This is a genomic window from Phaeobacter sp. CAU 1743, from assembly GCF_039839315.1.
In the GTDB taxonomy this organism is placed as follows: Bacteria; Pseudomonadota; Alphaproteobacteria; order Rhodobacterales; family Rhodobacteraceae; genus Phycobacter; species Phycobacter gallaeciensis_A.
In genome coordinates this window covers 36,880-56,490 of the sequence record NZ_JBDOQR010000014.1, presented here as the reverse complement: position 1 = coordinate 56,490, position 19,611 = coordinate 36,880, and the positions used below count along the sequence as shown (strand labels likewise).

General features: G+C 61.3%; 13 protein-coding genes and 1 pseudogene. All 14 read right to left on the bottom strand.

Going from position 1 to position 19,611, the window contains the following annotated elements:
• Positions 1 to 43 precede the first annotated feature (43 nt).
• The 14 genes and pseudogenes from tssK to AAFO90_RS07880 all read right to left on the bottom strand — a co-directional run bounded on the left by tssK (position 44) and on the right by AAFO90_RS07880 (position 19,606).
• Positions 44 to 1,384 carry a type VI secretion system baseplate subunit TssK gene (gene tssK, locus AAFO90_RS07945; protein ID WP_274834714.1) on the bottom strand — a complete coding sequence of 447 codons (1,341 nt, stop codon included), beginning with the start codon at positions 1,382 to 1,384 and terminating at the stop codon, positions 44 to 46.
• 39 nt (positions 1,385 to 1,423) lie between these two features.
• Complete coding sequence (gene tagH, locus AAFO90_RS07940; protein WP_347509034.1) at positions 1,424 to 2,935, bottom strand: type VI secretion system-associated FHA domain protein TagH; 1,512 nt, start codon at positions 2,933 to 2,935, stop codon at positions 1,424 to 1,426.
• Between the two features lie 8 nt (positions 2,936 to 2,943).
• Entirely contained in the window at positions 2,944 to 3,243 is a 300-nt protein-coding gene (locus AAFO90_RS07935; RefSeq protein ID WP_274830717.1) for a PAAR domain-containing protein, read from the bottom strand.
• 17 nt (positions 3,244 to 3,260) lie between these two features.
• Positions 3,261 to 3,869, bottom strand: a complete 609-nt coding sequence (locus tag AAFO90_RS07930; RefSeq protein ID WP_347509033.1) for a hypothetical protein — start codon at positions 3,867 to 3,869, stop codon at positions 3,261 to 3,263.
• A gap of 9 nt (positions 3,870 to 3,878) precedes the next feature.
• Positions 3,879 to 5,990: a type VI secretion system tip protein TssI/VgrG gene (gene tssI, locus AAFO90_RS07925; protein WP_274834013.1), complete on the bottom strand. Its 2,112-nt coding sequence runs from the start codon at positions 5,988 to 5,990 to the stop codon at positions 3,879 to 3,881.
• A 63-nt stretch (positions 5,991 to 6,053) separates the two neighbouring features.
• Positions 6,054 to 9,200, bottom strand: a complete 3,147-nt coding sequence (locus tag AAFO90_RS07920; RefSeq protein ID WP_347509045.1) for a type VI secretion system contractile sheath large subunit — start codon at positions 9,198 to 9,200, stop codon at positions 6,054 to 6,056.
• Between the two features lie 783 nt (positions 9,201 to 9,983).
• A pseudogene (gene tssB, locus AAFO90_RS07915) lies at positions 9,984 to 10,469 on the bottom strand (type VI secretion system contractile sheath small subunit); the annotation flags it as partial.
• Positions 10,462 to 11,319 (bottom strand): ion transporter, encoded by an 858-nt coding sequence (locus AAFO90_RS07910; RefSeq protein ID WP_274830720.1) that lies wholly within the window; start codon positions 11,317 to 11,319, stop codon positions 10,462 to 10,464. The pseudogene tssB and the gene AAFO90_RS07910, both read right to left, overlap by 8 nt.
• A 31-nt stretch (positions 11,320 to 11,350) precedes the next feature.
• Positions 11,351 to 12,589: a hypothetical protein gene (locus AAFO90_RS07905; protein WP_347509032.1), complete on the bottom strand. Its 1,239-nt coding sequence runs from the start codon at positions 12,587 to 12,589 to the stop codon at positions 11,351 to 11,353.
• Between the two features lie 90 nt (positions 12,590 to 12,679).
• On the bottom strand, positions 12,680 to 15,388 hold the full coding sequence (tssH, locus tag AAFO90_RS07900; protein WP_347509031.1) for a type VI secretion system ATPase TssH: 2,709 nt from the start codon (positions 15,386 to 15,388) through the stop codon (positions 12,680 to 12,682).
• Between the two features lies 1 nt (position 15,389).
• On the bottom strand, positions 15,390 to 16,445 hold the full coding sequence (gene tssG, locus AAFO90_RS07895) for a type VI secretion system baseplate subunit TssG (RefSeq protein WP_347509030.1): 1,056 nt from the start codon (positions 16,443 to 16,445) through the stop codon (positions 15,390 to 15,392).
• On the bottom strand, positions 16,409 to 18,286 hold the full coding sequence (tssF, locus tag AAFO90_RS07890; RefSeq protein WP_347509029.1) for a type VI secretion system baseplate subunit TssF: 1,878 nt from the start codon (positions 18,284 to 18,286) through the stop codon (positions 16,409 to 16,411). Before tssF ends, tssG begins: the two co-directional genes overlap by 37 nt.
• 2 nt (positions 18,287 to 18,288) lie before the next feature.
• Positions 18,289 to 18,786, bottom strand: coding sequence for a type VI secretion system baseplate subunit TssE (gene tssE / locus AAFO90_RS07885; RefSeq protein WP_274830725.1), 498 nt, complete (start codon positions 18,784 to 18,786; stop codon positions 18,289 to 18,291).
• On the bottom strand, positions 18,779 to 19,606 hold the full coding sequence (locus AAFO90_RS07880; RefSeq protein WP_347509028.1) for a type VI secretion system accessory protein TagJ: 828 nt from the start codon (positions 19,604 to 19,606) through the stop codon (positions 18,779 to 18,781). Before AAFO90_RS07880 ends, tssE begins: the two co-directional genes overlap by 8 nt.
• Positions 19,607 to 19,611 lie beyond the last annotated feature (5 nt).

Sequence of the window (19,611 nt, the reverse complement as noted above, 5' to 3'; positions counted from 1 at the left end):
GCCCCCCTGAGGGCACCGCATAACGATCCGGTACCGGACCGCCCTACCCGTTTCTGATCGCCCACAGCTCCATCTTGAGCCCGGGATACTGCCCCGACACATGCACGGCGATGCCACCGGATGTGGTCATCTTGCGCCAATAGGGGCTGTCGGCATCCATTTCGAAGTATACCACACCCGCATGGTAGGGGATCTGCCGCGGCGCCACCGGCAAAGGGCGCAGCGTGATCCCCGGCAACGCGGAGTTCACCAGCTGACGGATTTCCTCGACCGGGCCGATCTTGGCCTGACCGGCAAAGTGGCGACGCACATCCTCGGCCGGGATCTCCGCACTGACCGCCAGGACAAACCCGGCATTGCCCAGCAGTTTGCGGTCCGCGATGACCCCGACGGAAATACCGTATTTGCGCGGCTCCAGCTTGATTGAAATCGCGGTCTGTTCCAGCACCGAGCTGAGGTACTGCCGCAGGGTGCGGATCACCGGTGCGAAACAGCCCATCAGATTATCATGGGTATAGGCGGGGAATTCGGGCGCCTGTTTTTCCGTAGACATGAAAACCGACAACTCACCGGCCAGTCCGGTCAGCAGTGTGAACAGCCGTTCGGGGTGCAGGTTTTCGATCTGCCGCAGATGGCGCACCATCGGCAGCGTGCGGTTCACCACCGTCAGCAGCAAGAAGTCGGACACATCCGCCACGCCGCGGGCGCCGCCGGCTTCGGCCAGACGTCCGGCCAGGGCCTCCATGCGATGCGCGAGAAGCCCTTCGAGTTCCCGCAAAAAACCCGAAAGCGCCGGAGCCGCACGCACATCCAGACAGGAGGGAATGAAGGCCTGATCCAGCACGATTTCCTGATCAGGGCGCACTTCGATGATCCGGGCCACCGGGATGGCGAGCAGGTCAGCCAGATCATCGACCTCAAGCGCGAATTGCAGCCGCATCTTGCCCACATCCAAAGGCACGGGTTTACGCTCGGCGCTAGTGACATCGGTCACCTCCTGCGTGTCGGGACGCAACCGGCTGGCTGACCGTTCGGCGCCGGACAGATCCACCTCGGCAGCGCCCTGACGGCGTTGCGGCACGGTCAGGTAGACGACGCAGTCCTTGACCGTCGACGGCACCTCCATCGCGGGCGGATGCGGATCGGCCATAGGCACCCGGAACACCGTGCCATCATGGGTCAGCCCCTCGCAGGACTTCAGTGCAAACTGGCCGATTTTCAACGCTTCGTGGTCGATCTCAAGCCCGTTCACCCCCCAGGTATAGGGGCCAAGACGCCGCGCCAGCCCGCCGACAAGCGCCTCGGTATAGCGGTCGGCCTGCTGGAAATGATGAGGCTGCAGAAACAGCCCCTCGGTCCAAAGCACTTTACTGTCCCAGGACACTGGGTTCTCCTTTTAATTGGACCACGCGCGGGGCGCGGGTCAGTCTTTCAACCGGTCCAGCTGAGCCTTGTAGGCCCGCGCAAATTCGCGGCTGAACAGGTCGTGAAAATCGTTTTCCGCCTGATCTGAAATCTCGGCGTATAGTTGTTCGTAAACATCCCAATAGCGTGCCTTCTTGCCGCGCAAGATCCCGCCAAGGCCGCCCTTGTCCTCGATCTGCGCCTCCAGCGCCTTGGGATCCAGACGGCCCAGCACCCCTTTGAGCGCGGCCTCCATGCCGGTGACCATGGCGACCTCATGCGCCTTGATATCCTGCAACGCTTCTTCGGCAGCGGTTTCCGGCGACAGGTAGCCCTTGGTCGCGGGGCGGAGCATGGTCTCAATCGCCTGTTCCGGCGTAATCGAGAATTTCAACGGGTTGTTGCCGCCTGCGGAAATCATCGTCTGTTCGATCCGGAACTCGGATTTGATCGAGGTCCGTGTCATCAGGATTTCACGCAGGCCCGCGATGAGGGTGTGCATGACCCGGCCCACCCGGCGCATGGCCGTCGCCGGATCTTCGCCTTTTAAGGCGGCCTCTTCGGCGCCGAGCCCTTCAAGGAAGGCCGCCGTGATCTGATCGCCAAATGCATCCGATGCCGCGGCCGCCGCTGTCTGATCAGTCGGTGGCGCGGCAACCGGTTGCGGGGCCGGGGCTATTGGTTCCGGCGCGGTGTGTTGCGGCGGTGGCGCTGGTGCAGGATCTGGCTGCTGGTCCTCTGCAGGGGGGGCGGCTGGCGACATATCCTCGGCGGGTGGAGGCGGCGCAGCCACTGCTGGTTCCGCGGGCGGGGTCGGCGCCTCGGAAGGCCCCTCGATCCCCGAAAGGAAATCATCATCCCAATCATCCGGGATGAGCGCCGAAGATGACGTGCTGGGCGATGCAAAACTGTCCTGCGCCGAGGGGGCATGGCTGGGCAGGCTGGCGCCCTCCCCTTCGCGGCCATCGCTGGCCTTCTGGAAAAACGGATCTTCGTCTTCGCCCATCGGCGGCAGCAATTCGTCGATGGGATCTACCGGGTTCAGCTGCGAGGGGCCGGTCGGCTCCGACCCGCCCAGAAGATCATCCAGAAAATCACGCCCCGGACCGGCATCGTCCAGCAGCGCAAGCGGGTCCGGCGCGTTCTCGGCCACCCCGGGTGACATCGGTGCCGCCTCCAGTGGTGCTGCAATGCCCGCATCCGGTTCGGCCAGATCATCCCGGATTTCGATGACCAACTCGTAGTTCCCGATACAGATCACATCACCGTTGTTGAGCGGTGTCGGTGTGCGGCCAAGCGGGATTTTCGAGTAGTTGAGAAAGGTGCCGTTGGAGCTGAGATCGACGATCACGACCGAGCCGTTGTGATCCTCGATCACGCAGTGATGGCGCGACAGCATCTGATCGGGGTCCGGCAGAACCATATCATTGCTGGCGCCGCGCCCGACGGTCAGGCTGGCCCCCCGCATCGGCACCGGCGCCGCATCGCCAGGCATCGTTCCCGAGCTCTGAAATTTGAGCGTCACCGCCATAGTCGCGATTATCCTCCTACAATCACTGTCACCTGCCCCATGGTGATCATGCCACCACAGGCCGCGTTATCCAGAATGCGGGCGGCGGGCAGATTGTTGATCAGTACCGTCGCCGATCCCTTGATGATCGGATGCGGTGGGGCGGCCGTGCACATGTCGCTCATCCGGGCAGCAGGCAGGCCGCCGACCAGAACGGTCACGGCGCAGGGCGGCAGAATCGGTGTCGGCACCGGCAGCACCGGTGGCGGCGGCGTCGATGGCAGCATGCAAGCATGCAAATCGGTCACGCGGGCCTGGGGCATTCCCATGTCAAACCACCTCCTCGTTACACTTCTTCAGAGGCCGCCGACGTGGCAGCCCCCTGACCATTGCCGCCGCGCGCAATATCCAGCGCTCGGGCGACCAACACACGGCCATGTTCTTCAAACCTATCAGACAATTGGCCCAACGCTACCATATTCATGGCAAAAGCGGCCGCCTCGGAGGCCCCGGCCGGCGCGGGATACTGGCGAAGATCGCCCGGCCCCAAGGTGCCATCGGCATAAAGCACCGCCAGAGCACAATTGACCGTGTCATCATCCACATAGGCATGGTCCAGCGTGATGCGCGCCGCATCGCGGTTTTCCTCGCTCGGGTCCAGAACCCAGGCTTCGGAGGTGGTCAGTGACGGCGGATCCTTGGGCGAGCGCGGCCCGATATAATCACGCGCGGCAAGGCAGGCCCACCAGACCCGCTCCCGCGGCGGCAAAAGCACGGCAAGAAGACGCAACAGGTCCACCAGAGCGCCCTTGTCCGCCAGTTCTTTCAGCACCGCCGAGGCCGTTGCGGTCGGCGGAGACTGTAACGGGGTCTTCAGCAGAACATTCGCCCGCGCCAGCAGCTTGGCGACCGGATCGGCGGGAAGCTTTTTCAGATCATCATAGTTTTCCGACATCGTTCCCACCTAGTTGATCAGCGTCAGGCCGCCCTTAAGGGTCAGCATTGCGTCGCCTTTGACCGTGGTCATCGGCGCCTTCGCCTCGACCATGCCGGAGCCTTCGATCTTGATCATCGGGCCCTTGATGGTGACTCCCGAATTGTCGATCTTGACCGAAGATCCTCCCACCTTGAGCAGGATTTCCTGTCCCGCCGACATCTCGATCTTCCCGGCCGTCACATCCACGGTCAGATTGCCAAGCGAGACCGTTTCGGAGTGATTGCCCTTGGCAATCGTTTCGGTCAGGTTGCCGGTGTCCACATCAAGGGTCATGTTGCCCTTCTGGATGGTTTCAGACTTGTCACCCGTCTCCACCAGTTCCGTGCGATCCCCGGATTTCACGGTTTCTGTCATGTTCTGCTTGATGGTCATCGCAAAACTTTTCTCGTCCGTGCCCGGCGCATCCGGATCAGGCGCATCCAGCCCCACCGTCACTGCTGAGCGATCCTTGACCAGCATCTGGTGATCCTTCTGCGCCTGAACACGCATCAGCTCCTCGCCGGCCTTGTCCTCGAACATCAGCTCGTTATAGCCGCCGCCGCCCTTGGACGAGTTGGTCTTGATCCCCAGCTGTGTCTGATCGTCGGGATATTTGTAGGGTGGCATTGTGTCGGAATTATAGAGCATGCCGGTGCAGATCGGGCGGTCCGGATTGCCGTCCTCAAACTGGATCACCACCTCCTGACCGATACGCGGCACTGCCACCATGCCCCAGTTCTTACCAGACCAAGGCGTGACGACGCGCACGAAACAACAGGCGGTTTCGTTCTTCTTCCCCTCCCTGTCCCAGTGAAACTGAACCTTGATGCGGCCATATTCATCGGTCCAGATTTCCTCGCCGCTTTGCCCGACAACCGTCGCGGTCTGAAGGCCGGGCACCTCGGGCCAGGGCGTCACCAGCGGGGCCCGGAACTGTTCCTGCTTTTCGATCGCGGAAAAGGTCGAAGCATAGGCGTCGCCTGCGACCTCTTCGGGGAAATCCATGTTGCGGGGTTTCACGTCCCGCCGCATCTCGCCCTCTTTGGCTGCGTCGCTCTTGCGGTCTTCCCTTTCGTTGTAATCCCCTGCCACCTGCAGATAGTGGATCGTATCCACCACCAGATATTCGCCATTGGCGTCACTGTCCGGGTGGTTTTTCAGAGTAAAGGTTCCACCGGTGCCAAGGGTGCGCACGCTGGAGGCACCGCGCCAGCGTTTATGAGCTATCGCTTCGGCTTCCATCCGCACCCGGGCCAGTTTTCCGCCCAGGCCGGTGTCTTTGCGGTGGTGGCCCTGATAGTCGTAGACCTCGTAATCCTTGTGGCTGTGATTGCCGCGGGTGATCGAGTTATTGACCTTGAGATCCGCCATGGGTGAGGTGAAATCGAAATCATTCAGCGTCACCTTGCCTCGGGTCAGCGTTTCCTCGCGCGTCCATTCGGCAATGTGATCCTCGCGGCGGCGATCGCGATCATCGCGGGCATGGAATTCGATGGTCGATGAGCCGTTGATCGGGGAATGCCCGCTGATCCCGTCACACAACACAAGGCTTTCTGCAGAATTCTTGTCCTTATTGCTGTCAAAGTAGAAATAAATGCCTTCCTCTTCCATCAGGCGGCACAGAAAGGCGTAGTCCGTTTCCCGGTATTGCAGGCAATATTCCCGCTTTTCGTATGAATCGCTGAGCCGGTCGCGAAAATCGCTGAAACCATATTCGCTGAAGATCTGCTTGATGATGTCGACCGCCGACAGGTTCTGGAACACCCGGCTGTCAGAGGTGCGCGTCAACAACCAGAACCAGGGCCGGACCTCGGCCACATAGTGACCATAGCCATCCCGGAACCCCATGTTTTCAACCGAGATGCACAGGCCGGAAAACTTCTGGTCGCTTCCATCTGCCGTTGTCACATGCAGGTTCAGGGTCTGGCCGACGATCTCTTCCAGTTTGACCGCCTTGTTCTTGGACTGAAACGCGACCGTGGTTTCGGTCAGCTTGCTCAACCCTTCGCGCACGATGGCCCGTTTCAGGTGCAGGTCCCGGGCGCTGTAGCTGCCCGACATCCAGACCATATCGCTTTCATGGGCTTTGCTCTCAACCATGGCGGCTCCTTTCACGAATGAAGGCCAGAGCGGACCCAGCCCGCCTTATGTCCATCCGAAACATCATAAATCATCCAATAGCGCGGCAAGATCGGCATCCATGCCATCGTCGTCGCCGCTGTCCTCATCAATATCTTCAAAAGACGCCAGCAAATCATCGAGATCGCCGCCGTCGTCGCCACCCGTATCAAGATCAAGGTCGTCGAGCCCCAGATCATCAAGGTTCAGATCGTCATCATCGCCACCATCTGAACCGGGAACGGTGTCCTCGCCGCCTGCGGCAGATGCAGCCTTGCGCGGATCGGGCGGCGAGGGTTCTGGCGCGGGCACGCCAGTCCAGGGGCCCAGGATTTCCCCGCCTTTCACCGACTGGAAGGAGGTCAGACGCAACTCGTCCCGTCCCTTGACCGCTGCAATCGCCATAAAGCCACGCTCATTGGCCATGGCGATCTTGTCCAGATCGATGTTGCGTTCGGTACAGGGCAGCGCCACCTGATCGCCAAAACGGTCATTCACATAATGATAGGGCATGCCGCCAAGGCTCATGATGCTGCCCAGCTGCATCGCCGCACCATTGGCCTTGAAGGAGCGCGCCAGCAGGATGACCACCAGAACAACTGGATTGGCCCAGAGCATCCCGCGCAGCCCCTCGGCCTCGGTAAACTCCTCAAAATCGAACTCGTAGATCGGATCGCTTTTGGCACCATAGGGGCGGCGCAGCAGGAACCGGGGACTGACCAATCCCAAATGCCCTGCTTCGGACATGCCCTGCAGGGTGTCCCAGGCCTCTGCCACAAGTTTCGGGCGTTCCTTTTTCGGCACCGCCAGAAAGGCGGGCGACATACCGGCAAAGAAGGGCGCATCCACATGCGCAGAGACCCGCGCGATCCGGCCCAAAAGCTCCGCATGCGGCGGGGTTTCCTCGAAACCATAGAGGCCAATCAGCGCCGAATAGCCGCCACGCCCGTTTTCCTCGTCCAGTGGTTCCTCGGTCAGCAGGCGGGCAAAACCACTTTGGGTCAGATCATCCGCGGCGGCCAGATCCGCCGCCAGTTCCTCGGCCGAAACGTCATACAGCATGACCTCAAGGCTGTCGTCGACCTCGACCGAGCGCGCGATCAGATCCAGCGCGCGCCACTGCGCTTCAACTGATTGGAATTCCGGATGATGCAGCACCAGCCGCATCGCATCAGACAGCGCTTCGTCCACCGCCACCTGCATCGCCGCCACGCCCGGATCTGGCAGCGCGCGAATATGCGGACCAACGATACGGGCCAGCATTTCCTCGACCGGAGAGGCTTGCCGCAGCGCATTGCCGGTATCGCCGATCAGCTGCTGGAAGGCGCTGAGCCGCCGGTCCGCGGGTACCGAACTGCCTGCCGAGCGGGTTTTCGGCGCATGGGCACGGGTGCCGTGTTTCTCCGCCCAGGCGCGCAACGTCGCCGCCGCATGATCCGCCGTGGCGCCGCTTTGCAACTGTTTGCGCAGCCCCGCGAGTTCAGAAAACAGCGCAACATTTTCAAACAGCTCATCCGGGTGCAGATCGTCCAGCGTGCCCAGCTTGACCGCGATGCCTGCGCCATCCTTGCCGATGGGCAGCACCAGTTCGGTGGCAAAGCTTTCGATCACATCCTCGACCGTATCGGGATCCAAGAGAACCGCTTTACGCGCAGCCAGGGCATCGCCGGTTTCGACAATACCGCGCGCCGCCCGGCCCGAAAAATCCCCGAACAGCGCCATGCGGAAGCGTTTTCTCACCAATTTCTGCGGCTCAGGACGGTCTGCGGAGAGGGTTCCAAATGCGAATTCCGGGTCCTTGTCAGCCTCGGCTTCCGCGGCTGCCGGAGGGGCCACCTCTTCTTTGGCTGTCTCATCTGCCGTGAGATCCCCCAGAAGATCATCCAGATCGTCGCCGCCTGCGTCCTCATCCTCGCTGGCAAGCCCAGCCAACAGATCGTCAAGATCATCATCGTCGGCCGTATCCGCAGTTTCCTCACCAGCCAACAGGGCATCCAGATCATCACCCGGATCATCCAGATCCGTCAGAAGAGCGTCGAGGTCATCGCTATCCTCAGCTTCATCTGTGATTTCATCAGGCTCTTTTTCCTCGGAAGCTTCGTCACCCAAGCCTGCGAGCAGGCTGTCCAGATCATCCTCATCTGCATCGTCGCTGGCGTCTTCTTCGAACCCGGACAACAAATCATCCAGCTCATCGCCCGCCGCTTCCTCTGCCGCCTCTTCGGCTTCATCAGAGTCGTCCGAAGTCTCATCCGCGAGCAGAGCATCCAGATCGAAATCCGCATCACTCGGCTCTGCCTCGGACACCTCCTCATCATCGTCCGCCAGCAAAGCGGCAAGGTCATCGTCCGGAGCGTCATCCGGCTCTTGGACCTCGGTCGCATCCTGCAAGAGGGCTGCGAGATCGTCCTCCTCCTGCATCTGATCTGCCTGCCCTTCAGGCTCTTCATCTGCAGTCAAATCACCCAGAAGATCGTCCAGATCACTATCCTCGGCCGCTGTCTCCTCTGCCTCGTCGCTCAGACCCAGATCGGACAGGATGTCATCCGCATCCCCTTCGTCCGCGTCGTCGCGGCCGACCCGATCCTCTTCAGAGATACCACTCAGAATGTCATCAAGGTCGGGATCAGCTTGCTCGCTATCCCCTGTCTCGACTTCCGCCAGAGTATTCAGCGCGTCCTCCGCTGTATCGGTTTCCTCTGCCGCGTCGGTTTCCGGCTCGGCTAGCCCTTCTAACAGCGCCGCAACATCACCTTCCGGCGCTTCGGTTTCTGAAACTTCAACCGACGTAAGGCTGCTAAGGGCTGCCACTTGCGCAGTGTCTTCGCCTTCTGCCTCTTCGTCATCGTGGCTATCACTCAGGCCGAGATCCGACAGGATATCATCCGCTCCCCCTTCGTCCGTGTCGTCGCCGCCGGTCGGCTCTTCTTCGGAAATGCCGCCTAAAATGTCATCGAGATCGGAGTCGTCTTCCTCGCCCTGCCCTGTCTCGATTTCCGCCAGAGACTGCAGCGCGTCTTCCGTTGTATCGGCTTCCTCTACCGCGTCGGTTTCCGGCTCCGCTAACCCTTCCAGCAGCGCCGCGACATCGTCCTCAGGCGCTCCACTGTCTGAAACCTCGATTGAGGCAAGACTGCTGAGAGCTTCTGCCTGCGCCGTCTCCTTCTCCGCGTCGCTGGTATCCTCCGGCACGCTCCCGAGGATATCTGCCAGCGTATCTTCTGTTTCCTCCTGCTCCGGCGGTGGCGCGGCGGTGGTCAGGGTATCGAGGGCTTTCAGTGCATCCTCTTCGTCGCTGTCAGGATCCGTCTCTTCCGCCGAAGCCAGGCCGCCAAGGATATCGCCGACATCGTCCTCAGCAGTGTCCTCTGGCCCGATGGCCGTCAGGCTGTCCAGCGCGGCCAGAGCCTCATCCGGCGTGTCGCTGTCTTCGGTTTCGGGCAAACTGTCGAGCGCGGCGGACAGATCGTCCTGCGTCTCTTCCTCTTCTACCGGGGACTGCGAAAGGCCCTGCAACACCTGCGCCGCGTCGTCTTTTTCAGGTGGCGTTGCCGTGTCCGTCGCCTCAATACCTCCAAGAACATCATCGATGTCAGGCCCGTTGTCCTCTGTGGCAGGTGCATTGCTTGCGATCCCGGCCAGGACATCGGTCACCCTGTCAGACCCCGGGTCCTGAGATGGTTCTGACCCCGCCAGATCCTTCAGGACATCCGCCGTCTCGTCCTCTGCTTGTTCTGCCGCCGGTTCACCCGTCGCAAGACCTTCTAGGATACCGGAGGTCGCATCCGCCTCGTCCTTTTCCTCAGGCGCCTGCCCGCGCAGACTGTCCAGAACACCCTCGGACCCGTCCTCAGTTTTTGCCTCTACCGGGGCCTGGCCCGCCAGATCCGACAGGATATTGCTGCTCTCATCCGCGGCTTCCTCGGGCAAATCTATGCCACGCAAGGACTCAAGGGCCGTCTCTGTGTCGGCGGAGGGTTCGGAGGCCGACACTGCCGCCAGCAAGCTGGGCGTATGCAGGATCTTTTCGATCAGCGCCTCGGCCCCGGATTTGCCATCCATATAGGCCATCAGGTTTTGCAGCTGGCTGCGCGCCTCCAGCAGCGGGCGCAGCGCGTCCACCTTGGCGGCAATCGCGCCGGGTGAAAAATCCTTCATGCTTTCGAAAGTCAGATCGACCGACAGATTGCCCTCGCCGGTCAGCGTGTTGGGCACCGAAAAGGCGGCGCGGGGCGCCAGCGCCTTCATCCGCGCGTCGAAATTGTCGACATCGATCTCAAGGAATGTCCGGTCCGCCACCGACGGCTGCGGCACCTTCGATTTGCCCGTCAGATCCGCCATCGCCCCCATGACAAAGGGCAGCTGAACCTTCTTCTCCGCGCCGTAAAGCTCCACATCATATTCGATCTGAACCCGGGGCGCGCGATTGCGGGCAATGAACTTTTGTGAGCTGTCAGCCATCCCCGCCCCCTTTCAGCGCCGCCAGTTCATTGCGCAGCACTTTGATCTCCTGATGCATCTCCAGAACATGTTCGTCGATCACATCAGTCTCCCGGCGCACCAGATCGCGCAGCTGTTCGAATTCGGCTTCCGCCTCAGCCTCCACTGCGGACTGCATGGTATTGACCAGAAGACCGATGAACAGGTTCAGCACCGAAAAGGCGGTGATGACGATAAAGGGCACGAAGAACGACCAGGCAAAGGGGAAAACCTCCATCACCGGACGCACGATCCCCATCGACCAGCTTTCCAATGTCATGATCTGGAAGAGGGAATAGAGCGACCGCCCCAGCGTGCCGAACCATTCCGGGAAAGCCGCGCCATACATCAGCGTTGCCATCACCCCAAAGACGTAGAAGACGATCGAGATCATGACGATCACCGCGCCCATGCCGGGCAAGGCATCCAGAAGCGCCTGCACCACAGCCCGCATCTGCGGAATGACTGAAAGCAGACGCAGCGCCCGGATCACCCGCAACCCGCGCAGAGCCGACAGCCCCTGTTTGTCCGGCAACAGGCCGACGCTGACGACCAGCAGGTCAAAGATATTCCAGGCCGAGGCGAAGAACCGGAACCCATAGGCGAAGAGTTTCAGCGCCAGTTCAGCAACAAAGATCCCCAGCACAAGCCGGTCGATCCCATCCAGCAAACCGCCAATCTGGGCATCGACCGATTGTGAGGTGCTGAGTCCCAGCGTCACCGCGTTGAAGATGATGACACCCAGGATACCGTTGGTCACCGCAGGGCGTTCCACAAAAATGCGGGCGCGGGCGCGCAGCGTCAAACTCTCTTCGTGGTCTGCGGTACTCAACGTCTCTTCTCCTCTCGCTCTTTGGCAGGCGTCAGGCCGCCGCTTCCACCACGTTATCGACCAGGCCTTTGATGTCCTTGATCGCATCAAGGACGCCCTTGCCCTCTTCCAGGATGGTCAGCTTCTCCAGCTCCTTGATCTTCTGAATGGTGGTACGGTCGTCGATCTCCAGACCGTTGCCCTTCATCACCTCCTGAATTTCGACGAGAAACGCTTCGCGCTCGGCCAGCTTCTTGTTCATGGCAGAACCAGCTCGTTTCAGGTCCATACATTTCGCGCCGATCTTGACCCCTTCCTTCAGGGTCCTGTTGGACTTCATCGCCTTCATCAGCTTGTCGGCGCTGGCGCCCAGTTTGTCAGCGCGGTGGCGGGTCTTGGTGGTGTGTTCACGGTAGGCCACGCGGGCCTTTTCCACATCGGCAAGGTTGCTTTTGATCTTCTTCACCGAGAAATCCATGATCTTTGCGGCGATGGATTTCAGATCACGCCCCTGGGTGACTTCCTCTCCGGCATCTTTTGCGGATTTCAGCGCTCCCTTGATCGCGGCCATCGGTTTGGAATAATCGAGATTGCCCGCGATATCGCCAAGTCCCTGCCGGTCGATTGCCTGCTGTACCGAGGTTTCCCGCAGTTTCAGAAAGGCAGCGAGCCCCTTTTGCAGGTCCTTGCGCAGCTTGGCTTCGTTCTTCAGCTGCTGATTGATCTCAAGACCCAGTTTGGCCACCTCGACCACGATGGTCTTGTAGGAGGTGATCTCGGCCCCCGACGTGGCAATCAGTTTCGCCACCGAGGCGCCGATCTTGATCACACCAAGGCTGCATTTGACCGTAGTCTTGACCCGCGCCTCTTTCAGCAGCTTGTCTTTCTGCGCCTCGGCTTTCAGCGTCTTTTCAACCGCCTTCTGGGCTGCCGGTTCGGCCGAGGCCAAGGCGTTCTTGATGCTCATGTTGGAGTCAGCGATCATCTGCTGCGCCGCTGCCACGTTCTTCTTGGTCGGCTCCTGCATCAGCTCGCCGATCTTCTTGTCGAGCCGGACCGCCTCTTCCTTGATGATCTTCTCGTATTCCAGCATCACCGCCTCGGCGGCCGCTTTCAGACGGTTCATCGCCGTGCTGGGCACCTCTTTGGGCTTTGACAGCTTGCCGGTGGTTGTGACCTCGATCACCACGTCCGCGCGGTATTTGGGGATTTCCAGATAGATCAGCTTTGGTTTGCTGCGCACGATATCGATGATTGGCAGCGTTGCCTTTGTTACTGTCGTCTTTGCCATCTCAAGATCCTCACTGATAAAATTGCAGCCCCGTCGACCGCTGTTTCCTACTGACTACTTGTGCCGGTTCACCCGGCGCGCTTTGCGCCCCTATTCGAATGCGTATGAGAAGGCGTCATCCGCGATGTCGATCTCAACCTTGCTCACCTCCCGGCCCTCCATCAGGCGGCGCAGGAATTCGTTCGAGATGTCCGGCAGCATGCTGTTGGTGACGATGGCGTCGATCATCCGGCCACCGCTTTCCAGCTCCTGACAACGGTCGACGATCTTGTCGACGACCGCATCCGAATAAGAGAACGGCACGCTATGCGCTTCCTCGACACGTTTCTTGATCCGACCCAGCTGCAGCCGGGTAATCTCTGCGATCATGTCGGGGCTGAGCGGATAATAGGGGATCGTCACCAGACGCCCCAGAAGCGCCGCCGGAAAGATCTTCAGGAGCGGATCACGCAGCGCCTTGGCGATGCCTTCGGGTTCCGGCATCAGATCCGGGTCCGCGCACATATCCATGATCAGATCGCTGCCCGCGTTCGAGGTCAACAGGATCAGCGTGTTCTTGAAATCGATCACGCGGCCTTCGCCGTCCTCCATCACGCCCTTGTCAAAGACCTGAAAGAAGATCTCGTGCACGTCCGGGTGGGCCTTTTCGACCTCATCCAGCAGCACCACCGAATAGGGCTTGCGACGCACCGCCTCGGTCAGAACGCCGCCCTCACCATAGCCGACATAGCCCGGAGGCGCGCCTTTCAGCGAGCTGACCGAATGGGCCTCCTGATATTCGGACATGTTGATGGTGATGACATTCTGCTCACCACCATAAAGGACCTCGGCCAAGGCCAGCGCCGTTTCCGTCTTACCCACACCGCTGGTGCCGGCCAGCAGGAAGACACCGATGGGTTTGTTCGGGTTGTCGAGGCCGGCGCGGCTGGTCTGGATACGCTTGGCAATCATCTGCATCGCGTGATCCTGTCCGATCACCCGCTTGGCCAGATGCTCTTCGAGCGACAGGATGGTGGCGATTTCATCCTTGACCATGCGCCCCACCGGGATGCCGGTCCAGTCCCCCACGACCGAGGCCACCGCCTGATGATCGACGATGGGCAGGATCAGGGGGCGGTCGCCCTGCAACTCTTCGAGTTCCGCGTTCTTCTCCTTCAGCTCCTGCATCAGGGTGGCGCGGGTTTCCTCATCCAGCGGGCTGTCACCGGCGTCTTCAACTTCTTCGGCAGGCGCATCCACCGGCGCGGCGCCCTCGCGCAGCTTGGCGCGCAGCTCCAGGATCGCCTCAACCACGGCTTTTTCCCGGTCCCACTGGCCTTTGAGTTCCGCCAGGCGCTCTTCCTCGGCGGTCTTTGCGGCGGCCACAGCCTCGCGCCGCGCGGCAACGTCATAGCCGGCGGTTTCGTCGCGACCGATGATCTCCAGCTCGGTGGTCAGCGCCTCGATCCGGCGCTGGCTGTCGTCCACCTCGGCGGGGACGGCATGCTGACTGACCGCCACACGGGCGCAGGCCGTATCCAGCAGGCTGACGGATTTGTCCGGCAATTGCCGCGCCGGGATATAGCGCGCCGACAGGGTGACCGCCGCTTCGATCCCCTCATCCAGAACCTGCACACGGTGGTGTTTCTCCAGCATTGAGGCGATGCCGCGCATCATCAGGATCGCCTTGGGAATGTCCGGCTCATCCACCTTCACCACCTGGAAACGGCGGGTCAGCGCGGGGTCCTTTTCGATGTATTTCTTGTATTCGGCCCATGTGGTTGCGCCAATGGTGCGCAGGGTGCCACGCGCCAGGGCCGGTTTCAGCAGGTTGGCCGCATCGCCGGTGCCCGCCGCGCCCCCTGCCCCGACCAACGTGTGGGTTTCATCCACGAACATCACGATGGGGGTGGGGCTGGCCTGCACCTCGTCAATCACCTGCCGCAGACGGTTTTCAAATTCGCCCTTCATGCTGGCGCCGGCCTGCAACAAACCCACGTCCAGCACCAGCAGCCGCACATCCTGCAAGGCGGGCGGAACATCACCGCGGGCGATGCGCAGCGCGAAGCCTTCGACCACCGCGGTTTTCCCGACGCCTGCCTCCCCGGTCAGGATCGGGTTGTTCTGGCGCCGTCGCATCAGGATATCGACGATCTGGCGGATTTCCTCGTCCCGGCCGACGATCGGATCGATTTCCCCATTGCGGGCCTGTTCGGTCAGGTCGGTGCAGAATTGCTCCAGCGCCTCGCCCTTGCCCATGGCGCCGGGGGCCATCGCGTTCGAGGCTTCGCCCGGCTCGGCACCGCCGCCCACGTCGCTGCCATCCTGCGCGCCAAGGCGATCCTCGGGCGAGCCTTCCGTGGCTTCGGCAAAATTGTCGGCCAGATCATCGGCGCCGATCTTGGCCAGCTCGGGCGACATCGACGCCAGGATATTGCGCAAGGCGGGTGTTTTCAGCATTCCCAGCAGCAGATAACCGCTGCGCACCTTGGAGTCGGAATAGAGCAGCGAGCCCCAGACCCAGCCGCGTTCCATCGCATCCATCAAATGATCGCTCAGATCCGAAATCGCCGAGGCCCCGCGCGGCAGCATATCCAGCGCCCGCGTCAGTTCCGTCGCGATCTTGCCGGTGTCCAGGTCATAGTGCTGGATGATCCGGTGCAGATCGCTGTCCTGTAGCGCCAGAAGCTGATGCATCCAGTGGACCAGCTCCACATAGGGATTGCCCCGCATCTTGCAGAATACGGTTGCGCCTTCGACGGCCTGATATCCCAGTTTGTTGAGCTTGCCGAACAAGGCCACACGGCTGATCTCGGTCATTTCACATCACTCCCTCTACTCGTTCTTGGGACCCGGCGGCGACACCGGGATACAGATACAGATCACCCGCATCGGGCTGGTCCTTGTCCGGATCGGGCCGCGAGCGGATCCAGCTGGTATGGCCCAGCCGGGTGCTGCCGCCGAGACTGGCGCGCGGCACCTCGTCTCCGGCCAGCACAAGATTCACATCCCAGTCCAGCACATCCCCGACGTAGGACCGCACGATGGACCGCAGGCGCGAAAGGGCCCTCCCCCCCGGCAGCAGCCGATTATAATCCGCAAGGCTGAGCGGGCCGATCCGCAGGCGGAACTTGGCAGTTCTGCTCCAGACCTTATCACCAAGGCTGGTGCTGCGCCCCAAAGCCCCGGATCCCAGTTGCCAGCGGTCATCCGGTTCCAGCTGCAGCCAGCTGCCGACGTATTCTTCCAGATGGACAGGCACCTCCAGGAAGGCGGACAGGATCGAGACCAGCCCTTCGGGGTGCTTTGTGCCTTGCGAGAGGTGCCCCGAAAAATGCAGCTTCGCCAGATCCGGCATGGCATCGCGATCCGGTAGGCCCTTGCCGCTGTAGCCGGTAAAGGCAGCGATGCGTTTGGCCATCGGATCATCGGCGCGGTCAAAGCTGACGGCCGGCTGCCCCTGTGTCCAGGCCCGGTACAGCAGGCTCAGCATCCGGTGGGTCAGCATATCGGCAAAGGCCACCATGGTCGGATCACGGTGGTTCCGTTTGCGATCCCGGGCATATTCCGTCAGGTGCAGCGGCAGCGGACCCTGCGGGCCGAACAGACCAAAGAACCGGTTGGTCAGGCGCGCAGGCCGGTCGCCCTCTGGTGGGGTGAAGCCCGCAATGGTGGAGGGTGGAAAGGCCAGCTCGGCCTCCTGCCCCAGCCGCAGACGGTCCTCGCGCGGGCGACGGCTTTCGCCGAGGCGCGGGGCCTCGGCAAAATGAGCCTCCAGCAGCCGCAGGGCCTGAAAAACGTGATGCTCTTCAGGCGACGCGGCCAGCCGACCATATAGACTCAGATCATCCGGCCGAGGCCCTTTTCCGGTCGCCATCTGGCAATGTCTCCGCGTTTCTCGGTTCGAAGAACCGTTTCCGTGAACGAATTGATGGTGGCATATCCGCGAAAGAACCGCTCCAGCACGGCCCCCAGCGCATAGATGTTGCTGCCTTCAAAAAAGCTTTCGTCAAATCCGATTGTGATCTCGAGCCCGCGCACGGCGGTCGACAGGATCTCGTCACTCATCCGCCGCACGATGGGGCGGCTCGACACCGATACGATCCCTTCCAATTGCTTTTCGGTGACCCGGTTTCCCAATGGGGCATAAAGGCCCACCAACTCGCGCAGGGCCTCTGCCGCCTGCCCCTTGCCGCTGTCGGCAATCGACACGTAGTTGAGGCTGAGATGGGAAATCAGCCGCCAAGCGGTATCCCCCTGTGCCAGCGTCGGATGCGGCCGCGTTGGAGCGACCGGCAAGGAGATCTTCCGCACCGGCCCGCCCTCCGGCAGGTGAAACACGTCATCGTTCCCGGTTGCCAGTAGCAAGGGAAGATCCCGGTTGGTGCAAAGCGCATTGACCGCCAGCTGTTCCAGATGCGGCCCGAAGGGCGCCTGCGTCCGGTCCACCAGCGTCAGGTAGACTTCTGACCCCAGATAGGACGAGCGCACCCCGCGCAGGCGCTCCTTTTCCGACCTTTGCCGCATCCGGCGTTTGATCGTGTAATAGGCGGGATGGGTTTCCCCCGCAGCGGTGAAATCGGTAGCCGAATAAAACGGGCGGAAGATCACGTCATCTTCGCCTTCGCCGCTGATCCCGGTAACGCTCCGCAAGGCGTAGATTTCAAAATCCAGCCCCGCAGTCCGGTTCGGGATCACCTGATGTTCGGTGTCGTTCGGGGTGATCCGGACCCGGTCGCAACGTTTTTCAAACAAGTTTACCGCCGGAACCGCATTCAGCTGAAAAACCTCGGGCACGACGATGGGCTCGATACCGCGCATGCCTTCGCGCAGCAGGATGTAGATATCGACCTCATCTCCCTCGGCACGCTGCAATGCGGGCGCCAGCCCCTGAAGTTCCACAAAGCGGAACCGTTCGGGCATGGCAAAGTATTCCTGGAGCAGGCGATAGCCGTCGTAGGATTGCCGGGGCACCGGCAGCAAAGCCTCTTCGCGGGAAAACCCCTTTTGCACCACGGCGCCATCAGCCAAAGGCGCCTGCCAGTCGGCCCTGCGGTTGGTTGACCGCGCGACGACCCCCTGCACCTGGGTGCACAGAAGTTCCAGCAAGGGCCAGCTGTTGCCCGCTGCGCTGGACAGGTAGATCTGCAACCGGTCCATGCCAAGATCGCGCAGCGCCTCACCATCGTTGCGTTTCAGCCGCAGGCGAATACCGGCGCGGACATCAAAGCCGGTTGCAACCCCGGCGGCCACCAGATCCCCGCGACCGTCGATATACTGGGCCTCAGTGATCTCGATCGGCCACATGGTGATTTCCGCCGCGGTGCGAAATTCGCAAGGGGTCTGCTCCCCTTCGGTCAGGCGCGACCGCAGCACCGAGCCGCGCGGCATGACATAGCCGCTTTTGACGGCAGAGTTGCTGGTATCCGGTTCAAAGGCTGCGATCATCATCGACGGCGTCGGCGCAAGGTAATGCGGATAAATGATTTCCAGCAGGTTCGAAGTGAAATTGGGATACTGCAGCTCCAGCTCCAGCTGCACCCGGGCCGACAGGAACGCGACCCCTTCCAGCAGCCGTTCCACATAGGGGTCGAGAACCTCAACCCCCTCCATACCCAGCCGCGCCGCAATTTTCGGATAGGCCGCAGCAAATTCGCTGCCCATGTCGCGCAGGTAATTCAGCTCGTTTTCATAGTGGTCCAGCAGCCGTGTATCCATTGCTACAGCCCTCGTTCCACGTTCACTTCACCGGTGGTCAGATCAACCTTGCTGCGCAGGTACAGCTCCAACGGCATCGGTTGCGCCCACATATCCGCGCGGATCTCCAGAGCCACCGTCATGCCTGCGGCCTCTGTTTCGCCGGTCAGGCGGACATCGACAGATCCTTCGATGATCCGCGGCTCATAGCGGGACACCGCCCGCTCGATCCCGCGCCGGATCATTTCCGTTTTCTCGCTGGTCGAATACTCACCCGAAACTTCACCCAGCCCATAGTTCAGAACCGAAGCCGCCACCGCCGGATATCTGTCGACCGGAATATGGCTTTCTCCGTTCAGCGTGTTCAGCAGCCAGGACAGATCCCGCTGGATGATATCACGGAGCCGGTTCAGGTCGATCACCCGCGATTCCCGGCTTTCCTTGCGGTTGCCGGGATCATTGTCCGTCAGCCGATCCAGCAAAGAGGGCTGAAGGCGTTCGGCAAGGGTCTGATCAGCCATCCGTCAGGCCGCCCTGCGGCTCATCCGTGTCCTCGGCGCCATGCAAGCGCAGACTGCGCAGATCCATAATCGCGATGTCCTGATCGCCAATGGTGAGCAACCGCTGACCGATGCCGATATAGGTATTCGCGCCGATATCCTGCCAATCCGTTGCCCGGGCCATCATGGCCTCCGGGTCTGCCTCGGTGCTCTCGGGATATCGGGTTGGCACCAGCGCAACCAGTTCGCCCCCATTCACCAGCGTGATGGTGCCTGCCATCCAGACCCGATCGCGCAGATCAGCCGGTTCATCCAGTTCAAGCGACCGGATCTGGGAAAAGGGCATCCAGAAATACCGGCCGTTGATGATCACCTCCAGCACCGGGCCAAGCCGCATATCGGCATCGGCGATCCAGTCAAAGGCCTTGCCATCCGCTTCGCCCGGGGTCGCCGGGGCCGCATCAAAAGCCTTGGCCCGGAGCGCTGCGGATTCATCGTGTTTGCCCTGCGCCAGAAGTTTCTGCGCCTCGATCAGATGCGCCAGCCAGTCCTGAGGCTCGCCAAAGATCATCGGGGCCTTTTCACCCTGAAAGACCTTTTCTCGGTACACCTCGCAGATGATCGCTTCACGGTAGGTCTGCGCCATAAGCGTGGCGCCCGGATCCAGTTCCGCGCTCAACTTCAGCTGGGCGATGGCCCGTTTCCAGTCCCCTAGAATACAGAGCAGTTGAAACAGGAAAATTCGCAGTTTCGCATTCGACGGGTCCGCCCGCACCTTATCCTGCAGGGCCGTCAGCGCCTTACCAGGATCGCCCGACTTCAGATATTCCTCGGGGGTCATGCGCC